The sequence below is a fragment of the Arthrobacter sp. PL16 genome (assembly GCF_035985055.1).
GTDB lineage: Bacteria > Actinomycetota > Actinomycetes > Actinomycetales > Micrococcaceae > Arthrobacter_D > Arthrobacter_D cheniae.
This window is the reverse complement of sequence record NZ_JAXCIC010000005.1, coordinates 216,332-239,436: the sequence shown is the minus strand read 5'-3', so window position 1 is coordinate 239,436 and position 23,105 is coordinate 216,332. Positions and strand designations below refer to the sequence as shown.

Annotated in this window: 18 protein-coding genes; 11 read left to right on the top strand and 7 right to left on the bottom strand. The window is 68.6% G+C overall.

Annotation, left to right across the window (positions count from 1 at the left end; genetic code table 11):
- Nucleotides 1–371: 371 nt before the first annotated feature.
- From RCH21_RS12110 to RCH21_RS12095, 4 genes are all read left to right on the top strand, one after another.
- On the top strand, nt 372–1,733 hold the full coding sequence (locus tag RCH21_RS12110) for a dicarboxylate/amino acid:cation symporter (protein ID WP_326964643.1): 1,362 nt from the start codon (nt 372–374) through the stop codon (nt 1,731–1,733).
- 179 nt (nt 1,734–1,912) lie between these two features.
- On the top strand, nt 1,913–2,476 hold the full coding sequence (locus RCH21_RS12105) for an AMIN-like domain-containing (lipo)protein (RefSeq protein ID WP_326964570.1): 564 nt from the start codon (nt 1,913–1,915) through the stop codon (nt 2,474–2,476).
- Nucleotides 2,477–2,548: 72 nt separating this feature from the next.
- Nucleotides 2,549–3,181 carry a Maf family protein gene (locus RCH21_RS12100; RefSeq protein WP_120148225.1) on the top strand — a complete coding sequence of 211 codons (633 nt, stop codon included), beginning with the start codon at nt 2,549–2,551 and terminating at the stop codon, nt 3,179–3,181.
- Between the two features lie 108 nt (nt 3,182–3,289).
- A complete protein-coding gene (locus RCH21_RS12095) occupies nt 3,290–5,131 on the top strand; it encodes an acetyl/propionyl/methylcrotonyl-CoA carboxylase subunit alpha (RefSeq protein ID WP_326964569.1) in 1,842 nt (613 codons plus the stop codon).
- A gap of 285 nt (nt 5,132–5,416) precedes the next feature.
- On the opposite strand, the gene RCH21_RS12090 is transcribed toward RCH21_RS12095, so the two are convergent.
- The 4 genes from RCH21_RS12090 to RCH21_RS12075 all read right to left on the bottom strand — a co-directional run bounded on the left by RCH21_RS12090 (nt 5,417) and on the right by RCH21_RS12075 (nt 10,737).
- Nucleotides 5,417–6,166 carry a hypothetical protein gene (locus tag RCH21_RS12090; protein ID WP_326964568.1) on the bottom strand — a complete coding sequence of 250 codons (750 nt, stop codon included), beginning with the start codon at nt 6,164–6,166 and terminating at the stop codon, nt 5,417–5,419.
- Nucleotides 6,163–7,590 (bottom strand): serine/threonine-protein kinase, encoded by a 1,428-nt coding sequence (locus RCH21_RS12085; protein ID WP_326964567.1) that lies wholly within the window; start codon nt 7,588–7,590, stop codon nt 6,163–6,165. Before RCH21_RS12085 ends, RCH21_RS12090 begins: the two co-directional genes overlap by 4 nt.
- A 157-nt stretch (nt 7,591–7,747) precedes the next feature.
- Entirely contained in the window at nt 7,748–9,160 is a 1,413-nt protein-coding gene (locus tag RCH21_RS12080) for an MFS transporter (RefSeq protein ID WP_326964566.1), read from the bottom strand.
- Between the two features lie 176 nt (nt 9,161–9,336).
- Entirely contained in the window at nt 9,337–10,737 is a 1,401-nt protein-coding gene (locus RCH21_RS12075; protein ID WP_326964565.1) for an NAD(P)H-quinone dehydrogenase, read from the bottom strand.
- Between the two features lie 110 nt (nt 10,738–10,847).
- On the opposite strand from RCH21_RS12075, the gene RCH21_RS12070 reads away from it, so the two are divergent.
- The 4 genes from RCH21_RS12070 to RCH21_RS12055 all read left to right on the top strand — a co-directional run bounded on the left by RCH21_RS12070 (nt 10,848) and on the right by RCH21_RS12055 (nt 14,597).
- A complete protein-coding gene (locus RCH21_RS12070) occupies nt 10,848–11,648 on the top strand; it encodes a purine-nucleoside phosphorylase (protein WP_326964564.1) in 801 nt (266 codons plus the stop codon).
- A 106-nt stretch (nt 11,649–11,754) separates the two neighbouring features.
- Nucleotides 11,755–13,500: a phospho-sugar mutase gene (locus tag RCH21_RS12065; RefSeq protein WP_326964563.1), complete on the top strand. Its 1,746-nt coding sequence runs from the start codon at nt 11,755–11,757 to the stop codon at nt 13,498–13,500.
- Nucleotides 13,501–13,561: 61 nt separating this feature from the next.
- A complete protein-coding gene (gene deoC, locus RCH21_RS12060) occupies nt 13,562–14,242 on the top strand; it encodes a deoxyribose-phosphate aldolase (protein ID WP_326964562.1) in 681 nt (226 codons plus the stop codon).
- A gap of 46 nt (nt 14,243–14,288) precedes the next feature.
- Nucleotides 14,289–14,597, top strand: coding sequence for a hypothetical protein (locus RCH21_RS12055; RefSeq protein ID WP_120148234.1), 309 nt, complete (start codon nt 14,289–14,291; stop codon nt 14,595–14,597).
- 91 nt (nt 14,598–14,688) lie between these two features.
- Here RCH21_RS12055 and mfd read toward each other — a convergent pair whose 3' ends face one another.
- Nucleotides 14,689–18,291, bottom strand: coding sequence for a transcription-repair coupling factor (gene mfd / locus RCH21_RS12050; protein ID WP_326964561.1), 3,603 nt, complete (start codon nt 18,289–18,291; stop codon nt 14,689–14,691).
- A 266-nt stretch (nt 18,292–18,557) separates the two neighbouring features.
- Between mfd and RCH21_RS12045 the strand changes: the two genes are divergently transcribed.
- The 3 genes from RCH21_RS12045 (at nt 18,558) to RCH21_RS12035 (ending at nt 21,148) form a co-directional block, all read left to right on the top strand.
- On the top strand, nt 18,558–19,055 hold the full coding sequence (locus RCH21_RS12045; protein WP_326964560.1) for a DUF2505 domain-containing protein: 498 nt from the start codon (nt 18,558–18,560) through the stop codon (nt 19,053–19,055).
- A 52-nt stretch (nt 19,056–19,107) separates the two neighbouring features.
- Nucleotides 19,108–19,329 carry an SCO4848 family membrane protein gene (locus tag RCH21_RS12040; RefSeq protein WP_120148237.1) on the top strand — a complete coding sequence of 74 codons (222 nt, stop codon included), beginning with the start codon at nt 19,108–19,110 and terminating at the stop codon, nt 19,327–19,329.
- Nucleotides 19,330–19,471: 142 nt separating this feature from the next.
- Nucleotides 19,472–21,148, top strand: coding sequence for a sensor histidine kinase (locus RCH21_RS12035; protein ID WP_326964559.1), 1,677 nt, complete (start codon nt 19,472–19,474; stop codon nt 21,146–21,148).
- Nucleotides 21,149–21,207: 59 nt separating this feature from the next.
- Here RCH21_RS12035 and sufU read toward each other — a convergent pair whose 3' ends face one another.
- Complete coding sequence (gene sufU / locus RCH21_RS12030) at nt 21,208–21,660, bottom strand: Fe-S cluster assembly sulfur transfer protein SufU (protein ID WP_326964558.1); 453 nt, start codon at nt 21,658–21,660, stop codon at nt 21,208–21,210.
- A complete protein-coding gene (locus RCH21_RS12025; protein ID WP_442784706.1) occupies nt 21,661–22,992 on the bottom strand; it encodes a cysteine desulfurase in 1,332 nt (443 codons plus the stop codon).
- Nucleotides 22,993–23,105: the final 113 nt, after the last annotated feature.

The window sequence follows — 23,105 nt, the reverse complement described above, 5'->3', positions numbered from 1 at the left end:
TTGCTGCACCAGACGGCGTGTTGTGCCGCGCCACCCACTCCGGCGGGTGAAAACCAGGAACGACGGCGGTTGCACGCGGCAGCGAGCGCCACCACCTGGCGCAGCGTCCCCGCCCGCCGTCGTTCCTGGTTATTGCTGCGGATTGCCGCAATAGCCCGCGTGTCTCGCCGCGACACCCGCTCCGGCGGGTGAAAACCAGGAACGACGGCGGCTGCACGCGGCAGGAGCGCCCGCAGCATCCCCCTACGGGCGCTCCTGCCGCGTAACATTTCGCAACTCCCGCTTCGCTTGGGTATAAGGACCGCCCTAGTGTTTCGGTCGTGTCTACCAAACTGAACTCTCTGCCTTCCCGGCGCGCGTTACCCCGCTGGATGACGTCCTTCGGGCCGCAGATCATCGCCGCGCTCGTCGTGGGTCTCGCCCTCGGCCTCCTCGCCAAATACTCGGGCCACACCCAGGAGACGCCCACCGGGCTCGGCACCACGCTCGCCACTCTCGGCTCGAGCTACGTGGCCCTGCTGCGCGCCGCCGTCGTGCCCCTGATCTTCACGGCCGTCGTCAGTTCGATCGCGAATCTCCGTGCAGTCAACAACGCGGCCCGGCTCGCCGGCCAGACCCTGCTGTGGTTCGCCATCACCGCCTTGATCTCGGTCGTCATCGGTATCGCGCTCGGCGTGGTCTTCCAGCCCGGCGCCGGCACGGACGCCACGCAGCCCGCCGAGTACACGGGCAGCACCGGCAGCTGGTGGGCGTTCCTGACCGGGCTGATCCCCGCCAACTTCCTCGGTCTTCAGGCCTCGTCCAGCGTCGCCGAGACCGGAGCGGTTACCACGGCGCTGAACTTCAACGTCCTGCAGGTGCTCGTCGTCGCCGTCGCCGTCGGCATCGCGGCCCTCAAGGTCGGCAAGCAGGCCGAGCCGTTCCTCACCTTCAACGCCTCCGCGCTGGCCGTCATCCAGAAAGTCCTCTGGTGGATCATCCGCATCGCACCGCTCGGTACCGTCGGTCTCATCGGCAACGCGGTGGCGGTCTACGGGTGGGACACCATCGGCTCGCTCGGCAAGTTCACCATCGCCGTCTACGTCGGACTCGCACTCGTGCTGTTCGCCGTCTACCCCGTCCTGATCAAGGCGCACGGGCTGTCGGTCAAGCAGTACTTCTCCGGCGCCTGGCCCGCCATCCAGCTCGCCTTCGTCTCACGATCCTCGGTAGGCACACTCCCCCTCACGCAACGCGTCACGGAGCGGAACCTGGGCGTCCCCCGCGGCTACGCCTCCTTCGCAGTCCCCCTTGGAGCGACCACGAAGATGGACGGTTGCGCCGCCATCTACCCCGCGATCGCCGCGATCTTCGTCGCCCAGTTCTTCGGCATCGACCTGTCACTGACGCAGTACCTGCTGATCGCGCTCGTGTCGGTGCTCGGCTCCGCAGCGACCGCGGGGACCACCGGCGCCGTCGTCATGCTGACCCTCACGCTCTCGACGCTGGGACTCCCCCTGGCCGGCGTCGGTCTGCTGCTCGCCGTCGATCCGATCCTCGACATGGGCCGCACCGCCGTGAACGTGGCGGGCCAGGCACTCATCCCGACGATCGTCGCCAGGCGTGAGGGGCTGCTCGACCTCGAGCTCTACAACGCCCAGCGCACGGGAGACCCCTTCGCGGATGACAGCGTCCTCGAGGACATCGATCCCACCGCAGCCAATGACGGGATCTCGGCCTCGATCACCCGGTGACCACCTGCAGCACCATCCGACGGCTCGCCCCCACAGATCAGGGGCGGGCCGTTCGGCGTTTAAGCTAACGTTTCGGTGTACTTCTAACGATTCGGTGCCGTTCCTCTTGACGGCGGCGCTTTTCCCCGTGGTCGGGAGCACCATGAAGGCACCTATCCAGCACGACAAGGTGGTGCGCTATGAACAAATCGCGCCTGACGGAGAAACTTTCCGCCACACTCGCCGCCCTCGCCCTCACCGCAGGCCTCGGCCTCGCAGGGGCACCGCCGGCATCCGCCGCCTACTGCGGCATCACATGGGGTTCGACGGCGAAAGCTGCCTATACCCCCACCTATTCCGCTCCCATCACCAACGTCCGTTCCGGTCAGCACGGCTGCTTCGATCGCCTCGTCATCGATGTCAGCGGCCCCGTCTCCGGATACTCAGCCCGGTACGTCACCCAGTTCACCGGCATAGGGTCGGGCCTGCCGATTCCGCTCCGGGGTGGCGCACGCCTCTCCGTGACCGTCATCGCTCCCTCGTACGACGGGAACTACACGCCGACCTACCGACCCGCGAACCGGAGGGAGCTCGTGAACGTCGCGGGCTACTCGACCTTCCGTCAGGTCGCGACGGGCGGAAGCTACGAAGGCCGCACCAGCTTCGGAGTCGGGGTCCGGGCCCAGCTTCCCGTCCGCGTCTTCGTGGTACCCGGTCCCGGTGCCGGTTCGAGGGTGGTGGTCGACGTCGCGCACTACTGGTGAGGATCCTGCCGGTCCCGTCCGAACGGGACCGGCACCCACCAATCCGTGGGGGCGGGCCCCTAGGCTTGGAGCATGACCGTCCGACTGATTCTCGCGTCCAAGTCCCCTGCCCGCACCAAACTCCTCGCCGAAGCGGGTATCGATCACTCGATCCTCGTGTCCGACGTCGATGAAGCCGCCGTCGTCGCTTCGTACGGTGACCTCGATGCGCACGACACCTCCCTGCTGCTCGCGCGCGCCAAGGCCGAAGCGGTCGCCTCGCTGCAGGTCGCCGAGGACGCCCTGGTGATCGGCTGTGACTCCGTCTTCGAGTTCGACGGTGAGGCGCATGGCAAGCCCTACGAGTCCGCCGTCGCGATCGAGCGGATCAGCCGCATGCGCGGGCGCTTCGGCGTGCTCCATACCGGGCATTGGCTCGTGGACACGCGCGACGGCGGATCCGGCGCCACGATCGGCAGGGTCTCCTCCGCGACCGTGCACTTCGGTGCCATGTCCGACGCTGAGGTCCGGGACTACGTAGCGAGCGGCGAGCCACTCCAGTGCGCAGGAGCCTTCACGATTGACGGACTCGGGGGTGCCTTCATCGACCGCGTGGACGGCGACCCGCACGCCGTCGTCGGGCTCAGCATCTCCACGCTCCGCTCCCTCCTGCACTCCGCAGGGGTGCCCATCACCGCCCTGTGGGACAAGTCCTCCTCCTTGTAGGTTCCCTACAAAGGATCGCTGTACAACACTCGCGATCAGCACGATCCATGGGCGGAAGCCACCAAAGCGGGTTAGGCTCCGATCTGAGAAGAAGGAGTCCACCGCGCCATGAATCAGCCCCGTCTCGCCCCGTCGGAACACACCAGTATCAGCAGCAACACCGACACCAACACCGGTCAACAGCATCACCGGGTGACGAAGGTCCTGGTGGCGAACCGGGGGGAAATCGCGGTCCGCATCATCCGGGCGGCTCGGGACGAGGGCATCACCTCGGTCGCCGTCTACGCCGAACCCGATCGCGAAGCGCTCCACGTGCGGATGGCCGATGAGGCTTTTGCGCTCGGTGGCGAGACCGCAGCCGAGTCCTACCTCGTCATGGACCGGATCCTGGCCGCAGCGCAGCGCAGCGGGGCCGACGCCATCCACCCCGGCTACGGCTTCCTTTCCGAGAACGCGGAGTTCGCACAGCGCGTGATCGACGCCGGCATTACGTGGATCGGCCCCTCACCGGACGCCATCTCGCAACTCGGGGACAAGGTCCAGGCGCGCCACATCGCCGAGCGCGTCGGAGCCCCCCTGGTCCCCGGTACCAGGGACCCCGTCGGGTCGGTGCAGGAAGTCATCGACTTCGCGCTGGAATTCGGTCTGCCCATCGCCATCAAGGCAGCCTTCGGCGGTGGTGGACGCGGAATCAAGGTGGTCCGCAGCCATGAGGAGATCCCTGAACTCTTCGATTCGGCGGTACGTGAGGCGACGGCGGCCTTCGGCAGGGGCGAGTGCTTCGTCGAGCGGTTCCTCGACGCACCACGCCATGTCGAGACCCAGTGCCTCGCCGACGCACACGGGAATGTGGTGGTGGTCTCCACTCGCGACTGCTCCCTGCAGCGACGCAACCAGAAGCTCGTCGAGGAAGCACCCGCTCCCTTCCTGTCCGACGAGCAGAACGCCCGGCTCTACGAGGCGTCCAAGGCCATCCTCAAGGCAGCCCGCTACCAGGGTGCCGGTACCTGCGAATTCTTGGTGGGACAGGACGGCGTCATCTCCTTCCTCGAGGTGAACACGCGGCTCCAGGTGGAGCACCCCGTCTCGGAGGAGGTCACGGGCATCGACCTCGTGCGCGAGCAGTTCCGTATCGCGCGGGGCGAGGCGCTCGGGTACGGCGACCCGGAGGTGCGCGGGCACTCCTTCGAGTTCCGCATCAATGGTGAGGACGCAGGCCGCGGCTTCCTGCCTGCTCCGGGCACCGTGCAGACGTTCAAGCTCCCCACCGGTCCCGGTATCCGCGTCGATTCCGGCATCGAGGCCGGCGAGGTCATCGGCGGGAACTTCGACTCGATGCTCGCCAAGCTGATCGTCAGCGGTGCCAGCCGGGAGCAGGCTCTCCAGCGGGCACGTCGCGCGATCGGCGAAATGGTGATCGAAGGGATGCCTACCGTGCTCCCCTTCCATGCCGCCGTCGTCGCCGATCCCGCCTTCGCCCCCGCCGACGGACCGTTCTCGATCCACACCCGATGGATCGAGACCGAATTCAACAACACCATCGAACCGTGGAAGGGCCCGGCCGAGCCCACCGCCGAGGAGCATTCCCGCCAACGCGTGACCGTCGAGGTCGGCGGGCGCCGCCTCGAGGTGGTCCTTCCCTCCGGGCTCGGCGCTCCGTCGAACGGCAAGGCAGGCACTCCGGCCAAGTCCAAGAAGTCCTCCCGTGCGCGGGCGGGCAAGGCTGCGGTCAGTGGCGACGAGCTGACGTCCCCCATGCAGGGCACCATCGTGAAGGTGGCGGCAGCCGACGGTGACGTCGTCGACGAGGGCGACCTCATTGTGGTGCTCGAAGCCATGAAGATGGAGCAGCCCCTGACGGCCCACAAGTCAGGGACCCTCTCGGGCCTCTCGGCAGCTACCGGCGACACGGTCTCCGCAGGCTCCGTGATCGCCACCATCAGCGCCTGATCGCCGGTACGGACAGGCAGCGCCTGATCGCCGGTACGGACAGGCAGCGCCTGATCGCCGGTACGGACAGGCAGCGCCTGATCGCCGGTACGGACAGCAAGCGCCTGATCCGCCGGTACGGACAGCAAGCGCCTGATTGCCGGTGCGGACGGCAGCGCCTGATCCGCCGGCATGGACAGCAAGTGCCTGATCGCCGGTACGGACAGGCAGCGCCTGATCGCCGGTACGGACAGGCAGCGCCTGATCGCCGGTATCGACAGCAGCGGCGGAAGCAGCTGCCGTACCCTACTTCCCGTCGGCGCCCTTGCCCTCCTTCCGCTCTTTCTCGGCGGCTTTCTCCGCCGCCTTGCGCTGCTCGGTAGCCCGGTCGGCGGCGGAGTCGCCGCTGTTGCCGGGAGCCTCGGGCTCGGTCCCCGAGCCTGTGCCCCCATCGCCACCGTTGTCGGCGTCACTGCCGCTATCGTCGCCGGCATCATCACCGCCGTCGTTCCCGGCATCGTTCCCGCCGTCGTTCCCGCCGTCGTTCCCGGCATCGTTCCCGCCGTCGTTCCCGCCGTCGTTCCCGCCGTCAGTACCGTCCGAGCCGGATCCGGCTGGTGGAGCCGGGACGGAGCTGGGTGCAGGTTCAACCGGGGCCGTTCCTGCCGGCACGGGCTCGGGTTGGACCGGAGAAGTCCCGGGGGCCGGCTCGGCGGGTGGAGCTACGGGCGTGCCCGTGGAACCCGCCGCTTCGTCAGCGATCGCCTGTGCCGCCTCGAGCGAGGCGATGGCAGTGTCGATCCTCATGCCGATCAGGGTGGCGCGGTCCTCCGTCACCGTCCCCGCCGCACGTGCGCTGTCCACCTCCTCCTTCAGGTTCTGCGCCAGGAGGATCGCCCCCGCGGTGTCTCCCGCAGCGGCGGTCGACGCGATCGTCCGCACCTCTGCCTGGAAGGCACCGGCCGTGGCGTCATCGAGGGCTTCCGTGCCGCAACCCGTCAGCAGGAGCGCCGCACCGACCAGAAGCGGGAGCCTGATCCTGGAGCCGAAGGTCATCGCTGCACGCTTTCGTAGAGTTCCTGCAGTTTCTCGCCGGGCTCGCCGGACACGGCCGGCAGCGGCTCGACGTCGGCCGAAGAGCCGGATCCAGCCAGCATGCTGAAGACCCAGAGGCCGGCCACCAGGAGGAGGATCCCGAGCACGACGACGAGCCACCTGAGCGCGGCGGGACGGCGGCTGCGCGCGGGGCGGGCAGACGACTGTCGAGGACCATCAGCATCGGGGACGTACCGCGCAGGCTCGTCATCGGATCCCCAGCCGGGTCCCGCCTGTTCGTCGCTCCATGACGGGCTACCGGTCAGCACGCCCGCGCGTTCTACAGCAACGCGCGGGCGTTCCGCAGACCCGCCAGTGCGTCCCTGGTCCACTTTCCCAGCCGCAAGCGCTCCCGCTCCCGCAGGCACACCCGCATCCGCAGGCGCTCCCGCTCCCGCCGATTCCGCTGCGCCCGCTCCAACTCCTGAGTGCCCGATGATCCGTGTCGGTGCGGGAGTTGCGTCGAGGCGTGCCGTGTCGGTCGCGTGATCAGTGCCGCTGGCGGCGCCGTCGTTCCCCTGCTGCGGACCCATGACAGTGAGGGCTCCCACCACTCCTTCGGCGTCGGGCCTGGCTGCCGGATCGTCGAGCGTCATCGACATCAGCAGGTCCGACAGGGCCGGACCAGCGGCGTGCGGAATCGACGGACTCCGGGAGAGGCGGGCCAGAGCGCTCTCGATGCCCGTCCCGGGGAACGCCCGCTCACCGGTCAGCGCCTCGATCATCACGAGGCCGAGCGAGTAGATGTCCGTCGGCTGCCCCACGCCGTCGCCCCGAGCCTGCTCGGGACTGAAGTAGGCAGCACTGCCGATGACCTGACCTGTCGCCGTCATCCGGCCGCCGTCGAAGAAACGGGCTATCCCGAAATCGGTGAGCAGGTAGCGGAAGAGGCCGCTGTGCGGGTCGACGTCACGCGTCAGGATGTTCGAGGGCTTGATGTCGCGGTGCACGATCCCGCGGCCGTGGATGTACTGCAGCGTGCGCGCGAGGTCGAGTCCCATGAGCCTCACCGCCTCGCAATCCATGGGTCCGCCGGTCCGCAGGAGTGCATTGAGATCCGGCCCGTCGACGAGCTCCATGACGAGGTAGGCGGCGTCACCCGAGTCCTCGCCGTTGTCCATGTCGAGTACGCGCACCAGCCCTGGATGTTCGAGCCGCGCGAGCATCTTCGCTTCCGCCGAACCGCGCTGGATGCCGTCGGCGGTTCCGGGCCTGAAGAGCTTGACTGCCACGTTCCGTTCGAGGCGGGTATCCCGGGCCGTGAAGACATCAGCCATTCCGCCGACACCGACACGCTCCCCCAACGCATACCGCCCGGCCAGGGCGTGCTTCTCCATGTCACCCGCTTCCGCTACCCCGTTGACCGGCCCCAGGCGCGCAGTCATGACGCTTCCAGGAATGTGCTAAGCCGGCTGAGCTTCCAGTCTAGGGGTGGCTTCAGGGCGGCGCGAGCGCCGATTTCATCCACCCCCGACGAGGCATTGGAACGACGACGGCACCGCACCCGGGTGGATGCGGCGCCGTCGTCGGTGCGAGGAGGAGCTAGGCGACGTTGTTTTCGTAGTCGTGGTCACGGGTCTCGCGGGAGACGAGCAGTGCGATGAACGTTGCCACTGCGGCGACGCTGAGGTAGACGCCGACGAGGACCGTGCTGCCGCCGGCCGCCTGCCACAGTGCCACGGCGATGAAGGAGGCCGGGGCGGCACCGATCATGCTCGACACGTTGTAGGCCACGGCCGAGCCGGTGTAGCGCACGTTCGCCGGGAACAGTTCCGGCAGGACGGCGGCCATCGGTCCGAAGGTGAGGCCCATGAGGGTGAAGCCGAGGATCAGCAGCACCATCGCGCCTACGGTCCCCGCCCCGAAGAGCGGCGCCCAGAGCAATCCGAAGATGCCGATTCCCATCGTCGTCGCAAGGAGCATCTTGCGGCGACCGAAGCGCTCGGCGAGCGGGCCGGACACGATCGTGAAGATTCCGAAGAACACGACGCCGATGATCAGCATCCACAGGAAGTCGGGGCGGTCCATTCCGAGGCCGGGCACGAAGGAATCGATCTGTGCCTGCGTGAGCGTCTTGCCCGTCGCTTCTGCACGTGCCTGGGCCTGCTCGATGGACGAGGGGGCGGTGCCGTAGGTCAGGGTGAAGGCCGTCATGAAGTAGAAGAGCACGTAGGTGGCGAACATGATGAACGTGCCGAGGAGGAGCGGACGCCAGTGAGCACGGAAGACGGTGCCGAGCGGCAGCTTGACGACCTTGCCCTCGCTCTGGACCTTCTGGAACGAGGCGCTCTCGATCAGCTTGAGGCGGACGTACAGGCCGATGATAACCATGACGGCGCTCAGCAGGAACGGCACGCGCCAGCCCCAGGACATGAACTCCTCCGGCGAGAGGGTGGTGCTGAGGAGCACGAAGAGCAGGTTGGCGAGGATGAACCCGATCGGTGCGCCGAGCTGTGGGAAGGTGCCGAAGATCGCGCGCTTGCCCTCGGGAGCATTCTCCGTGGCCAGCAGCGCGGCGCCGCTCCACTCGCCACCCAGTGCAAGGCCCTGCAGGAAGCGGAGCACCACGAGCAGGAACGGGGCCCAGAAGATCCAGCCGGCACCTTCGGCCGTCGGCAGCACGCCGATGAGGAAGGTCGCGACACCCATGGTGAGCAGGGACGCGACGAGCGTCGCCTTGCGGCCGATCTTGTCCCCGAAGTGACCGAACAGGATCGATCCGAGGGGCCGGGCGACGAAGGCGACGCCGAACACCGCGAAGGAGCTCAACAGCTGGTTGGCCGAGGTCTGGTTCGGGAAGAACAGGGCCGGGAACACGAGCACGGCGGCTGTCGCATAGATGTAGAAGTCGTAGAACTCGATCGTGGTCCCGATGAGGCTGGCGAAGATCACCCTCCCCCGCGAGTTGAGGGGTTTAGTGGTTCCGCTGGTACCCGCGGAGGTGGAGGAGGTCATGGCGTCGGCTTTCTCGGGCGGGGCGCCGGACCGCGAACCCTTTCGGGGCAGCGCAGCCCGGACTCCGTGCTTCAGTGATATCCCGACATCAGACCACCAGTGTCCATCAGGTGGATAAGCCTGTCCACAATGTGGACAGCGGAACTACTGGAAGGCATCCCGTATCAGTCCAGGTCCTATGTGTGGACGTGCAGGCGCCGCGCGGCTTCGGAGATCGATCCGGTGAGCGAGGGGTAGACGGTGAAGGTGTTGGCGACGTCGTCCACGTGCAGTTTCTTGGTCACGGCGAGCGCCAGCGGGAAGATCAGCTCGGACGCCCTGGGCCCGACGACGACCCCGCCGATGACGGTTCCGGAGCCCTTCCTCGAGATCACCTTCACGAAGCCGTCCTTGACGTTCATCATCTTCGCCCGGGCATTGGTATGCAGGGACAGCTTCACGATGTCGCCCTGGTACTGCCCGGATGCGATGTCCTCCTCCGTCACGCCGACCGTGGCGATCTCCGGGGAGGTGAAGATGTTCGAGGCGACCTGCTTCAGCTTGATCGGGCTGACGGAATCACCCATCAGGTGCGCGATGGCGATCCTCCCCTGCATCGCGGCCACCGAGGCGAGCGCGAACACTCCCGTGCAGTCCCCCGCCGCGTAGACGTTGGGTGCGGTGGTGCGGGAGACGCCATCGACCTGGATATGGCCCGACTCGCCGACGGCGACGCCGGCATCCTCGAGCCCGATGCCCACCGTGTTCGGGACGGCACCGACTGCGACGAGGCAGTGGCTGCCCTCGACGGTGCGGCCGTCCGCAAGGCGGACTATCACGCCGTCGTCGGTCCGGTCCACGGCGTCGGCGCGTGATCGCGACAGGACCGTCATGCCGCGGTCCTTGAAGACGCCCTCGAGCACCTCGGCGGCATCGGCGTCCTCGCCGGGCAGCACGCGGTCACGGCTGGAGATCAGCGTGACCTTGGAACCGAGGCCGTTGTAGGCGCTCGCGAATTCGGCGCCGGTGACGCCGGAACCGACGACGATCAGGTGATCCGGGATCTGGCGGAGGTTGTACAGCTGCGTCCAGTTGAAGATGCGTTCGCCGTCGGGCATGGCGCTCGGGAGCTCACGCGGCGTCGAGCCGACGGCCAGGAGGACGGCGTCGGCTTCGATGATGCTCGTCTCGCCGTCGGACACGACCTCCAGCCGGTGGTTGTCGAGCAGCTTGCCGGTGCCGATGATGACCCGGACGCCGAGGCGTTCGAGCGTCGCGCGGATGTCGGACGACTGTTCGACGGCGAGCTTCAGCAGCCGCTGGTTGACCTTGTCGAGATCCGCGTACACCTTGCTGTCGGCGGAGAAGTGGACGCCGAGCCCGCTCGCGTCGGTGAAGCGCGTCATGGTGTCCGCCGTGGCGATGAGGGTCTTGGACGGGACGACGTCGGTGAGCACCGCGGAGCCGCCGAGGCCCTGCCGCTCGACGATGGTGACGTTGGCCCCGAGCGAGGCGGCGACGAGCGCCGCTTCGTATCCGCCGGGCCCGCCGCCGAGAACGGCCAGGCGCAATGAGCTGAAATCGAGTTGGTTGGTCACGCACTGATTATTGCCCATGCCACTGACACCCCTGAAATGGGGCGGAGGCGGCCGGGACCGGAGGACCCGCACGGTGGTCGGGTTCTTTCCCCAAAGGGTAAGTTGTAGCGGTGACTTCTGATCCCTTTGACCTGGCCCGCGACGCTGCCGGCCATATTGCCCGTGCCACCGGTGTGGACCGGCATGACACCGCCCTCGTCCTCGGTTCCGGCTGGGGTGAGGCCGCCGAGCTGATCGGCGAGACCACGCACACCCTCGACGCCGCCGACATCCCCGGTTTCTCCGCCCCCGCCGTCGTCGGCCACACCGGCACCATCCGCTCCATCCTCACGCCGAACGGCAAGCGCGCCCTGGTGCTCGGGGCACGCACCCACTTCTACGAGGGCAAGGGCGTCCGCGCCGTCGTGCACGGCGTCCGCACCGCCGCGGCTGCGGGCGCGACGACGATGATCCTCACCAACGGCTGCGGCGGCCTGCAGGAGCAGTGGCAGCCGGGGACGCCGGTGCTCATCAGCGACCACATCAACCTGACGGCGTCCTCGCCGCTGGAGGGCGCGACGTTCGTGGATCTCACCGACCTCTACTCCTCGAGGCTCCGGGACCTGGCCCGCCAGGTCGATCCGACGCTCGAGGAGGGCGTCTACGCGCAGTTCACGGGCCCGCACTACGAGACCCCGGCGGAGGTGCAGTACGCGAAGCGCATCGGCGCCGACCTGGTGGGCATGTCCACCGCGCTCGAGGCGATCGCGGCCCGGCATGCCGGCATGGAGGTCTTCGGCATCTCCCTGGTCACCAATCTCGCGGCAGGCATCAGCCCCGTCCCCCTCAGCCACACCGAGGTCCTCGAGGCAGGTCACGCAGCGGGGCCGCGCATTTCCCGCCTCCTGGCCGACATCGTCGCAACCATCTAGCCCCCCCCCCCCCCCCCCGGTCCCGCCCGCATCCCGCAGCCGGAGCCACCGCAGCACGACCGGCGCCCGCCGGACCGCCGTCGACGATCCACCCTTAGGGATTCGCATGACCACCTCGGAACTGGACACCCTCCTCGCCACCGCCGACGCCTGGGCCGCAGCCGACCCGGATCCGCACACGACGGAGGAACTCCGCGCGCTCACCCGTCACGTGCGGGACGGCGACGCCTCGGCGGCCGTCTCGGAGCAGGACCTGCAGGACCGCTTCTCCGGTCCGCTGGCGTTCGGCACGGCCGGGCTCCGCGCAGCCCTCGGCGCCGGCCCGAACCGCATGAACCGCGTCGTGGTCCGCCGCGCAGCGGCAGGCGTCGCAGCCCACGCACTCGAGCTCGCGGCCGGAGCATACGCACCCCGCGCGGTCGTCGGATTCGACGCCCGCCACAACTCGCGCATCTTCGCCGAGGAGACGGCCGCCATCTTCACCGCCGCCGGTATCGAGACATTCCTCATGCCGCGTGAACTACCCACGCCCCTGCTCGCCTACGCCGTCCGCGCGCTGGACTGCGAGGTCGGCATCATGGTCACCGCGAGCCACAACCCGCCGCAGGACAACGGCTACAAGGTGTACCTCGGCGGACGGGCCGTCGAGGAGGACGCGCGCGGCGTCCAGATCGTGGCACCTCACGACGCCGGGATCGCCGCCCACATCGCCGCCGTCGGTACCATCGACCTCGCATCCGCCGGCTGGACGATCCTTCCGGAAACCATCGAGTCCGATTATGTGGATGCGGTCTCCGCCCTCGCCGATCCCGCCGGAACGGCCCGCGACCTCCGTATCGTCCTCACTCCCCTGCACGGGGTGGGCGGGCGCACGGCCCTCGCGGTGTTCTCGGCCGCAGGGTTCGACGACGTCACGATCGTCGAGCGCCAGGCGGAGCCGGACCCCGATTTTCCCACCGTCGCCTTCCCCAACCCGGAGGAACCGGGCGCACTGGACCTCGCGCTCGAGACCGCGGCGGACGTCGGCGCCGATCTCGTGATCGCCAATGATCCCGACGCCGATCGGGTGGCACTGGCTGCGCGCGAGCCCTCGTCCGGCGAATGGCGCATGCTGCGTGGCGACGAGGTGGGCACGCTGCTCGGCCTGCACCTCGCGACCCGCCTCGGTTCGGCGGACAGGGAGGGCGCGGCGGACGGCGTCGCAGCCGGCCGCGACGTCTTCGCCAACTCGATCGTGTCCTCGCGTCTCCTCGGCCGCATCGCCGCCGTTTCGGGTATCGACCACACCCAGACACTCACCGGCTTCAAGTGGATAGCCCGGGTCCATGACCTCTCCTTCGGCTACGAGGAGGCCCTGGGATACTGCGTCGCGCCCGGGCTCGTGCGCGACAAGGACGGTATCTCCGCCGGGCTCCTGCTGGCCGAACTCGCGGCCGCCACCAAGGCCGGCGGACGCACGCTCTTCGACCTGCTCGACGACGCCTTCCTCGTCCACGGCCTGCACGCGTCGGACCAGCTGTCCGTGCGCGTCGGCAGCCTCGGGCTGCTCGGCGCGATGATGAACCGGCTCCGCGAGAACCCGCCGTCGTCCTTCGCAGGCTCCCCCGTGAGCATCGCCGAGGACCTCGCGGAGGGCTCGGCGCACCTGCCCCCCACCGACGGACTCCTCTACCTGACGCACGACGAGACACGCGTGATCATCCGGCCGAGCGGTACCGAACCGAAGCTCAAGTGCTACCTCGAAGTCGTGGAACCCGTCGGGTCCGCTGCAGAGCTCGATGCCGCCAAGGACGCGGCGCGAGCCCGCCTCGAAGCCGTGAGGCGCGACGTCGGCGAGGCACTCGGGCTCTGACCCTCCGCAGGAGCCGTGCCGACGTGGAAGGGAGCCGTGCCGACGTGGAAGGATGGACGGCATGTCTACCGACGTCTCCCTCGCCTCCTTCATCGACCACACACTCCTCAAGCCCGAAGCCGGCCGTGAGCAGATCCTCACGGCGTGCCGTGAGGCCGTCGAGTACAAGTTCAAGTCCGTCTGCGTCAACCCCGTCTGGGTCAGCACGGTCCGCACGGCAGTGAAGGACACCGGGGTCCTGACGTGCTCGGTCATCGGGTTCCCCCTGGGCGCCAGCACCACCGAGGTCAAGGTCGTCGAGGCCCGCGGCGCCGTTGCCGACGGCGCCGACGAGATCGACATGGTCATCAACATCGCAGCCGCTCGGGCCGGCGACCGGGACCTGCTCGTGCGGGACATCCTGGCCGTGGCCGACGCCGTGCACGAGCACGGGGCCATCCTGAAGGTCATCATCGAGACCTTCCTGCTCACCGATGAGCAGAAAGTGCTTGCGTGTGAGGCCGCCGTCGAGGCAGGAGCCGACTTCGTCAAGACCTCCACCGGCTTCAACGGTGGCGGAGCGACCGTCCAGGACGTCGCCCTGATGCGGAAAACGGTCGGCCCCGACCTCGGCGTCAAGGCCTCCGGCGGTGTCCGCTCACTCGAGGACGCCCGTGCGATGATCGGCGCCGGAGCAACACGTATCGGAGCGAGCTCCGGAGTCGCTATCGTTAAGGGAGAGCAAGGCGCCGCAGGGTACTGACGGCGCACCAGCCAGGGCAGTTCCAGGATGAACGCAAGGAGATCTGATGTCATACGAAGCCGGTGCTGAGCGCGGGAGCACGTCTGCGGAACGCCAACCAGCGCATGCGGGTAGCGGCCACCTCGTCGGGAACATCCTGGTGTTCGTGATCATGTTCGGCATGTTCCTGCTCGGCATCTACCTGCTGACCTGGTTCACTCCGCAGGACATCTGGCCCATGGGCGCCATCGTGGTGCTGTCCTTCCTCGCCTTCTTCATCCCGCAGGGCATCCTCGGGCGCGCGGACTCGGGCTACAACCTGGCCGAGGGCAACAGGACCGACGAGAAGGAAACGTCAGCGGGCGTCAGCTCCTGATCTCCGAACCGCCGCCACCGGCGCGCTGCTTCAAAGCACACGAAAAAGGCCGTCCCCTCGGGGACGGCCTTTTCGCGTACAGCCCGGATCCTCAGGGCGTGAACACCGATTCCAGCACGTTCTTCGCCCAGTCGAGGATCTCCGCGTCGACGAGGTCACGGCCGCCGATCCGCGCCGTCTTCGGCTTGGGCACGAGCACGGCGTTCAGTGCCGGCTTGACGGTGGCTCCCGGGTACATGCGGGTGAGCCGCATGTGCCTGGACTCCGGCAGCTCGGCCGGAGCGAACTTGATGAAGTTGCCCTGCAGTGCGACGTCCGTCAGGCCGAGCGCCCTGGCCGCGACCCGGAAACGGGCGACGGAGATCAGGTTGTCCACGGCGGCGGGAGGCTCACCGTAGCGGTCCTTCAGCTCTGCGACGACGGCGTCGATCGCCTCGTCGGTGACCGCCGAGGCGAGCTTCCGGTACGCCTCGAGGCGAAGCCTCTCGCCCGGCACGTAGTCGTGCGGCAGGTGGGCGTTGACCGGCAGTTCGATCTTCATGTCGGCTACCTTCTCCTCCGCCTCGCCGCGGAAGCTGGCGACGGCCTCACCGACCAGACGGATGTAGAGGTCGAACCCGACGCCCTGGATATGGCCCGACTGCTCGCCGCCCAGCATGTTGCCCGCCCCGCGGATCTCGAGGTCCTTCAGGGCCAGCTGCATGCCCGCGCCCAGCTCGTTGTGCGAGGCGACCGCCTTGAGGCGTTCGAGGGCCACCTCGCCGAGGGGCTTCTCCGACGGGTACAGGAAGTAGGCATAGGCGCGCTCGCGGCCACGGCCCACGCGTCCGCGCAGCTGGTGCAGCTGGGACAGTCCGTAGGAGTCGGCGCGGTCCACGATCAGCGTGTTGGCATTGGAGATGTCCAGGCCCGTCTCGATGATCGTCGTGCAGACCAGGACGTCGAACCTCTTCTCCCAGAAGTCGACGATGATCTGTTCGAGGCGCGACTCCGTCATCTGTCCATGGGCGACCGCGATGCGGGCCTCGGGCACGAGCTCCTTGAGGTGCGCGGCGGTGCGGTCGATCGAGGACACGCGGTTGTGCACGAAGAACACCTGGCCCTCGCGCATCAGCTCGCGGCGGATCGCGGCGGACGCCTGCTTGTCGGTGTAGGGACCCACGTAGGTGAGCACGGGGTGGCGCTCCTCGGGAGGCGTCGCCAGCGTGGACGTCTCACGGATACCCGTGAGCGACATCTCGAGCGTGCGCGGGATCGGCGTCGCGCTCATCGCGAGGACGTCCACGTTTGTGCGCATCTTCTTGAGCGCCTCCTTGTGCTCCACTCCGAACCGCTGTTCCTCGTCCACGATCACGAGGCCGAGGTCCTTGAACGCGATCTCCTTCGACAGGAGCCGGTGGGTGCCGATGACGACGTCGACCGCGCCCGAAGCCAGTCCCTCCGCCGTCTCGCGCGACTCCTTGGCGGTCTGGAAGCGTGACATGGGACGCACCCGCACGGGGAATCCGGAGAAGCGCTCGGAGAACGTCTCGAAGTGCTGCTGCACCAGGAGCGTGGTCGGCACCAGCACGGCCACCTGCTTGCCGTCCTGCACAGCCTTGAAGGCCGCGCGCACCGCGATCTCCGTCTTGCCGTAGCCGACGTCGCCCGAGACGAGGCGGTCCATCGGCACCTCGCGCTCCATATCGGCCTTGACCTCGTTGATGGTGGTCAGCTGGTCGGGTGTCTCGACGTACGGGAAGGCCTCTTCCAGCTCGCGCTGCCAGGGCGTGTCGGGGCCGAAGGCGTGGCCGCGCGACGCCATGCGCGCCGAGTAGAGGCGGATGAGCTCGCCGGCGATCTCCTTGACCGCCTTGCGCGCCTGGTTCTTGGTCTTGCTCCAGTCCGATCCACCCATCTTGCTGAGGGCAGGGGCGTCACCGCCGACGTAGCGCGTCACCTGGTCGAGCTGGTCCGTGGGCACGAAGAGCCGGTCGCCAGGAGCGCCGCGCTTGGACGGCGCGTACTCGAGGACCAGGTACTCGCGCGTGGTGCGGGTGGGTCCCGCGCCCGTGGAGCGCTGCATCAGTTCGACGAACCTCGCCACCCCGTGCTGCTCGTGGACCACGAAATCGCCGTCCTTGAGCTGCAGCGGATCAACGGCGTTCCTGCGGCGCGAAGGCATCTTGCGCATGTCGCGGGTACCCGAGGCACTGGTGCGTCCGAGCAGGTCCGCCTCGGTCAGGAGGCCGATCTTGAGCCCCTCCACCACGAACCCGCGTCCGGCACACGCCGTCGTGATCTCGATGATCCCGGGCTGGGGCGGAGCGTCGAGCGAATCGACGCGGCTCGTCGGGATGTCGTTGTCGTGGAAGAGCTCGGCAAGGCGCTGCGCCGGACCGGGCCCCTCGGTCGCGACGACGACGCGCCACTGGTCACGGACACGCCCGCCGATGAAGTCCATCATCTCGGCGACGTCGCCCTGGTAGCCGCGAGGCTCGCGCGCGTGCAGCGTGAAGCTGTCGATGTCGGCCAGTTCCTCGTCCGCGCCGAAGGACGTGATGCTCCACCACGCGACGGAGTTGGCGAGGGCCGTCGACCGCGTGTCGGTCAGTGACCTGAAGCTGGCCTCCTGCAGGTCCGTCCCGAGGCTCCCGCTCAGGTCCAGCGGTGCGGCACCGCCCTGGGACGCCGTCGACCATGCCGCAGCCAGGAACTCCTCGTTGGTCGCAGCGAGGTCGTGGGCACGGGCGCGGACCTTCTCGGGTTCGATCACGACCGCGATCGACCCCGGGGGCAGCTCGCCGGCGAACGGCACCATGGCGTCGACCAGCACGGGAGCCAGCGACTCCATGCCCTCGACGGCGATGCCGCCGGCGATCTTCTCGAGCATGGCGGCGGCGGCCGGCAACTCGGACTGCAGCCTCGCCGCACGGGACATCACCGACGGCGTGATCAGGATCTCCCGGCACGGCGGTGCGTACAGCGCCGACGGCGGCTCCCCCGTGGTCAGCGAGCGCTGATCGGCGACGGCGAACCACCGCATCTGGTCCACCTCGTCACCGAAGAAGTCGACGCGGACCGGATGGTCCTCCGTGGGCGGAAAAACGTCGATGATGCCGCCGCGGACGGCGAACTCACCGCGGTGCGTCACCATGTCGACCCGCGCATAGGCGGCCTCGGACAGTGCCTTCACGACGTCGGAGAAGGCAATCTCGTCGCCCACCCTGAGGGTGACGGGTTCCAGTTCGCCGAGGCCCGCGACCAGCGGCTGCACGACGGCCCGGATGGGGGCGACGATGACCTTGATCGGATCACCCTCGGGGTGGGCCAGCCTGCGGAGGACCGACAGCCGGCGCCCGACGGTGTCGGAGCGCGGCGACAGGCGCTCGTGCGGCAGGGTCTCCCAGCTGGGGAACTCCTCGATCGCGCTAGCGGGCAGATAGCTGTGCAGTGCCGAGACGAGGTCCTCGGCCTCCCGTCCGGTCGCGGTGACGGCGAGGACCACCGGGCCGGCGGCGCTCCCGCCGTCGGGCGTGTCCGCCGCTGCTGCGAGGCCCTCCACCATCTCGGCGATCAGGGGCGCGCGCATGCCCGTGGGCGCTCCGATCTGCAGGTCCGCGCTGCGCTGCTCGACAGGGCGCGAGGCGTTGGTGCGCACGCGCGCGTAGGACGCGTCCTCGGCCAGCGCGGTGCGCAATCCGTTCAGGCTCATCTGTCAGGGGCTCCTCAGGCGTGGGTTCCTCCGTCTCCGATCCGTTGTCCCGCGCGCCTTCCTCGACGCGCGTGCAATGGAGCTGAGACAGCACAAAAGCCCGGAAAGACGAATCGTTCCCGGGAGTTCCACCAGAGTATCAAGCGGCCATGACGCTTTTCAGCCCGCCTCCACGAGCCGCAGCCCGGCAGGTGCCAGGCCGTAGGATTGCCGGGAGAACCCCGCCGCCCCGCCCAGCGGCACCCGACCGACCTCCCGGAGGAACCATGGCACTGAACGCGTCCACCACGCTCCCCTACGACCCCGCAACCGTGCTCGGTGTCTTCACCGACGAGGGCTTCGTCCGCCACATGAGCGAGCACGTTGGCGGCACCCTCGAGTCCCTGACGGTCGACGGCGACACCGGCGGGGCCTTCACCCTGACGGCGGTCCGCACCATGCCGACCGGCCGGCTCCCCGACATGGCCCGCAAGTTCGTCGGCGAGACCCTCTCCGTCACGCAGACGGAGCAGTGGTCGGCGCCGACGGCGGACGGTTCCCGGGAGGCGACGCTCCAGATGACGGTAGCCGGTGTGCCGCTCACCGTAGCGGCGGTCCAGCGCCTGATCGCCCAGGGCACCGACACCGTCGTCGACCTCCAGGGCAACGTCTCCTCATCCATCCCGTTCCTCGGAAGCAAGATCGCCGGCGCGGCCGAGCCGATGATCGGCAAGGCCCTCAACGTGCAGGCCGCCGAGGCGCGGACCTGGCTCGAGAGCCACTGACCCCTCCGCTTCCTTCCGCAACCTCGCACCACCCACCCGAAAGACGCGCACCGTGCAACTCCCCACACCCCTCGCCCTCATCCTGATCCTCGCCGGCGTCTGGACCCTGATCGTCTGGCCGCCCTTCCTGCGGCGCATCCTGAAGGATCCGCGCGCCCGGGACGAGAAGGGTGCGGCGACGCGGTTCCTGACCGTGCACATCATGCTGATCTCGACGTCGATGATCCTCGGAGCCGCGACCGCCGTCATCGGCGTGCGCGCCCTGATCGCCTGAGGTCCCGAGCTCGTTCGCGTCGTGACCCCGTCCCTCTCTGACTGGACCGTCGTGCCACGAGCGACAGGACGACCGATGCCGCAGGTCGGGTGCCGGAGCGCCGTTGGTGCCGCCGGGAACCGGGGCAACTAGGATCCAATCCATGGGGTATCAGGGGCACGTGCCGGAAGATGTAGGTCTTGCGGGAGCGAGGCCGGCCTCGCGACGGCAGCGCAACCGGCGTCGGATCATCCTGAGCGAACTGGCGCTCACCATCACGTTCACCCTCACGATCGTCCTCGGGCTCCTCCAGAGGGAGTCCCTCGACTCCGTGCCGGTCTTCGTCTCCGGCTGGCTGCTGCACTTCGCCGTGTTCGCGCTGTGCTGCATCCTTCCGTGGTCCCGCATCCCGAGCCGCTGGGTCATCCTGGTCCCCCTCGTGGACTTCGTCGCCGTAGCCCTCTCGCGCGCGGCGGCCGGGGAGACACTCGCCGGCGTCGGACTCCTGGCAGCCCTCCCGACCGTGTGGATCGCCGCGTCCAGGGTGCGGACCCTCACGGCCATCACCGTCGCCTTCCTGGCGTCCCTGGCGATCATCTGGCTCCCCTTCGTGATCGGGACCAGGCCGATGACCCTCGATGCCCTGATCGACCCGATCCTCCTGCCCATCATGCTGACGGGTCTGGCCTGGTTCGTCAGCGCCCTCACCAAGGACAACCGCCGGCGCCAGGCGGCCCTCAGGGCCTCGGAGGCGGCCCTGCGGGACAGCATCGAAGCGGGCCGCAGTCGCGAACGGCTGCTCAGCACCGTGCTGGATACGGTCAACGTGGGACTTCTCGCCGTGGACAGGGATGGCAACGACATCCTCATGAACGCACAGCAGCGCGAAGGCCACGCCGCAGCCGCGCCTCCGGACAACGACGATCCGGAGGAGAGCGAACTGCTGCTCTTCGGCGCGGACAGGATCACGGCCATACCGGCCGACATGCGTCCCGTCGGGCGCGCCATCAAGGGCGAGGACATCGAGGGCGAACAGCTGTGGGCGGGAGCGGGACGCGCCCAGCGCGCCTTCAGCATCTCCTCCCGCTCCATGCACGACGACGACGACGCCTTCGCCGGGACGGTCGTGTCCTTCAACGACATCACGGAACTGCTGCTTGCCCTCGAGGCGAAGGACGACTTCGTATCCAACGTCTCGCACGAGTTCCGTACGCCCCTGACCTCCATCCTCGGCTACCTGGAACTGACGCTGGAACTGGGCGACAGCCTTCCCGACGGCGCCGTCGGCTACATCGAGGTGGCCCGGCGCAACGCCCTGCGCCTGGAACAACTCGTCGAGGACCTGCTCGCCATCAACGCGGGCTCCTTCGAGGTGAATCCGGTCGCGACCGATGTGGGCCGCATCCTCTCGGAGGCGGCGTCGTCGAGCGATGTCAGGGCGGCACGCGCCGGCCTCGTGCTGGTGAACCGGGCGCCGACGACCCTGCACGCGATCGCGGATCCCGTCCGGCTCGCCCAGGCCGTCGACAATCTGCTCACCAACGCCGTGAAGTACAACAGGCGCGGCGGCGACATCACCCTCGACGCATGGCTGGGCGACGACGGCCTGACGATCGAGGTGGAGGACACGGGGATCGGCATCGAGGCGGAGGAGCTGCACCAGGTGTTCGACCGCTTCTTCCGGTCGTCGTCCGTCCGCACGTCGTCGGTGCCCGGCGTCGGCCTGGGGCTGCTCATCACCAAGAGCATCGTCAGCGAGCACGGCGGCTGGATCTCCGTGGTGAGCGAGCCCGGCAAGGGCACCCGCTTCACCATCCTCATCCCGCAGCCGCCGGGCTGATCGCGGGGCGCGCTGATCGCGGCGCTGATCGCGGCGGGCGCGGCGTCCGTACCCTGGCGCTACCCGTTGGCGGCCAGCAGCGATTCCTCGAGCGCTACCCAGGCCAGCATGGCGCACTTGACCCTGGCCGGGTACCGGGAGACCCCGGAGAACGCGGCGGCGTCGCCGAGCACCTCCTCGTCGGCCTCGATCCTGCCGCGGGAGCGCATCACCTCGCGGAAGGAATCGACCAGGGAGATCACCTCGTCGCGCGGCAGGCCCTGCACCAGGTCGGTCAGGACGGACGCCGACGCCATCGAGATGGCGCACCCGGCACCGTCCCAGGTCACTGCGACCACGCTGCCGTCGGCCACGGCCGCCCGCAGCGTGATCTCGTCCCCGCAGACGGGGTTGAGCTGGTGCGACTCGCCGATCCGGCCCTCGCCGTCGTACTCCGCCAGCGGTGACCCGTGCCGCGCCTTCGAATGGTCGAGGATGATCTGCTGGTACAGCTGCTCGAGGCCGGTGTTCATCTAGTGTGCTCCAAAGAAGGGACGGACTCCGGCGACGGCCCTCAGGAAGGTGTCCACCTCGTCCGTCGTGGTGTAGAGGTAGGTGCTGGCGCGGGTGGTGGCGGTGAGGCCGAGGCGCCGGTGCAGTGGCTGCGCGCAGTGGTGTCCCACCCGGACGGCGATTCCCTTGTCGTCGAGGAACTGCCCGACGTCGTGCGCGTGCACGCCGTCGACGTCGAAGGCCGCTAGACCGATGCGCGGCAGCCCGGCAGCCGGCCCGAGGACGCGGATCCCGTCGATGGCGGTGAGCCCCTCGACGAGCCGGGCGCCCAGGACCGTCTCCCATTCCTCGATGCGCTGCATGCCGGTCTCTGTGAGGTAGTTCGCCGCAGCACCCAGCGCGACGGCCTGCGAGATACGCTGCGTCCCGGCTTCGAAGCGGTTCGGGGACGGCAGGTACTCCGCCCCCTGCATGGTCACCGTGGTGATCATGGACCCGCCCGTCAGGAAGGGTGGCATGGCATTGAGGAGTTCCGCGCGTCCGTACAGCGCACCGATGCCGGTGGGGCCGAGCATCTTGTGACCGGAGAACACGAGGAAGTCGACGTCGAGGGCCTTCACATCGACGGGCAGGTGCGGCACCGACTGGCAGGCGTCGAGGAGCGTCAGTGCGCCGACCGCCTGCGCGAGCTGCACGAGTTCGCGCACGGGGTTGATGGTGCCGAGGACGTTCGAGGCATGGGAGAACGCGACGATCCTCGTAGACCCCGTGATGACGGAGGCGGCATCCTCGAGGCGCAGTGCGCCGTCGTCGTCGACCGGGATGAAACGGAGTTCGGCACCCGTGCGGGCCGCGAGCTCCTGCCACGGTATGAGGTTGGCGTGGTGCTCCATCTCCGTCACCACGATGCTGTCGCCCGGCCCCACGGCGAACCGGCGTGCGGCTTCTCCCCCGCGCCCCGCGGCCGCGTTGGACATCGCATAGGCCACCAGGTTGATCCCCTCGGTGGCGTTGGACGTCCAGACGAGCTCGTCGGTGCGTGCTCCGATGAAGCGGGCGACGGCCGAGCGCGCATCCTCGTAGGCATCGGTGGCGTCGACGGCGAGCGTATGGGCACCACGATGCACCGCTGCGTTGCGCTGCTCGTAGAACTCCTGCTCCGCCTCCAGGACGCTCACCGGGTTCTGCGAGGTGGCCCCGGAATCGAGGTACACGAGCGGCTTGCCGTTGACCTCGGTGCCGAGGATCGGGAAGTCGTTGCGGATGCGGTGCACCTCGGCGTCGGTCATCGCGGCGTAGGACGTTCCCGCATCGGACGGGGTCAGCGTGACGGGCGTTTCAACGACGGGCACGGAAGCTCCTCGGATCGGTCGATGCCCCTGCGGCAATTACGCAAGGATTCTCTGATGTAATCCTGCCACTGCCGGCTCCGGGAGGCATCCCAGTGAAGCCTAAGAAAGGACAG

What these genes read in the sequence shown, in the direction of transcription:
- RCH21_RS12110 (WP_326964643.1), top strand. Translation starts at nt 372, where the DNA reads ATGACGTCCTTCGGGCCGCAGATCATCGCCGCGCTCGTCGTGGGTCTC.
- RCH21_RS12105 (WP_326964570.1), top strand. Translation starts at nt 1,913, where the DNA reads ATGAACAAATCGCGCCTGACGGAGAAACTTTCCGCCACACTCGCCGCC.
- RCH21_RS12035 (WP_326964559.1), top strand. Translation starts at nt 19,472, where the DNA reads ATGGGGTATCAGGGGCACGTGCCGGAAGATGTAGGTCTTGCGGGAGCG.
- RCH21_RS12090 (WP_326964568.1), bottom strand. Translation starts at nt 6,166, where the DNA reads ATGACCTTCGGCTCCAGGATCAGGCTCCCGCTTCTGGTCGGTGCGGCG.
- deoC (WP_326964562.1), top strand. Translation starts at nt 13,562, where the DNA reads ATGTCTACCGACGTCTCCCTCGCCTCCTTCATCGACCACACACTCCTC.
- RCH21_RS12095 (WP_326964569.1), top strand. Translation starts at nt 3,290, where the DNA reads ATGAATCAGCCCCGTCTCGCCCCGTCGGAACACACCAGTATCAGCAGC.
- RCH21_RS12085 (WP_326964567.1), bottom strand. Translation starts at nt 7,590, where the DNA reads ATGACTGCGCGCCTGGGGCCGGTCAACGGGGTAGCGGAAGCGGGTGAC.
- RCH21_RS12045 (WP_326964560.1), top strand. Translation starts at nt 18,558, where the DNA reads ATGGCACTGAACGCGTCCACCACGCTCCCCTACGACCCCGCAACCGTG.
- RCH21_RS12100 (WP_120148225.1), top strand. Translation starts at nt 2,549, where the DNA reads ATGACCGTCCGACTGATTCTCGCGTCCAAGTCCCCTGCCCGCACCAAA.
- mfd (WP_326964561.1), bottom strand. Translation starts at nt 18,291, where the DNA reads ATGAGCCTGAACGGATTGCGCACCGCGCTGGCCGAGGACGCGTCCTAC.
- RCH21_RS12065 (WP_326964563.1), top strand. Translation starts at nt 11,755, where the DNA reads ATGACCACCTCGGAACTGGACACCCTCCTCGCCACCGCCGACGCCTGG.
- RCH21_RS12080 (WP_326964566.1), bottom strand. Translation starts at nt 9,160, where the DNA reads ATGACCTCCTCCACCTCCGCGGGTACCAGCGGAACCACTAAACCCCTC.
- RCH21_RS12055 (WP_120148234.1), top strand. Translation starts at nt 14,289, where the DNA reads ATGTCATACGAAGCCGGTGCTGAGCGCGGGAGCACGTCTGCGGAACGC.
- sufU (WP_326964558.1), bottom strand. Translation starts at nt 21,660, where the DNA reads ATGAACACCGGCCTCGAGCAGCTGTACCAGCAGATCATCCTCGACCAT.